This is a genomic window from Vibrio sp. L85 (genome assembly GCF_963871815.1).
In the GTDB taxonomy this organism is placed as follows: domain Bacteria; phylum Pseudomonadota; class Gammaproteobacteria; order Enterobacterales; family Vibrionaceae; genus Vibrio; species Vibrio harveyi.
In genome coordinates this window covers 1-287 of the sequence record NZ_CAWMYL010000163.1, presented here as the reverse complement: position 1 = coordinate 287, position 287 = coordinate 1, and the positions used below count along the sequence as shown (strand labels likewise).

Below are 287 nucleotides of genomic sequence, written 5' to 3'. Positions count from 1 at the left end.
GCTTCTAATTGTTCTGCTACTGTCATGAAACGTTCCTCATGCTCCGGCACTTGCTGGGCTAATGTTCGCATCAAACCTTCTAGATTTGATGTCTCCCCTACTCTCAGCAAATACTCTACTAAACTCTCTAATTGATTCGTTGTTATTAAACGTTCTAATAACAGTGTAACCAGTGTGTCTGTAAAATCCAACAGGTCTCTTTGTCGTACATGCTTTTGCACCAGCTCTAACAGTGCTACTCGTTTATGCCGAATGATTTCATCATCCGGTATCACCGTCACATCCAC

General features: G+C 42.2%; 1 protein-coding gene. It reads right to left on the bottom strand.

Annotated features, from left to right (window positions below):
- Positions 1-287, bottom strand: a 287-nt coding sequence (locus AACR11_RS15820; RefSeq protein WP_189338775.1) for an Rpn family recombination-promoting nuclease/putative transposase, incomplete at both ends; no start/stop codon positions are given.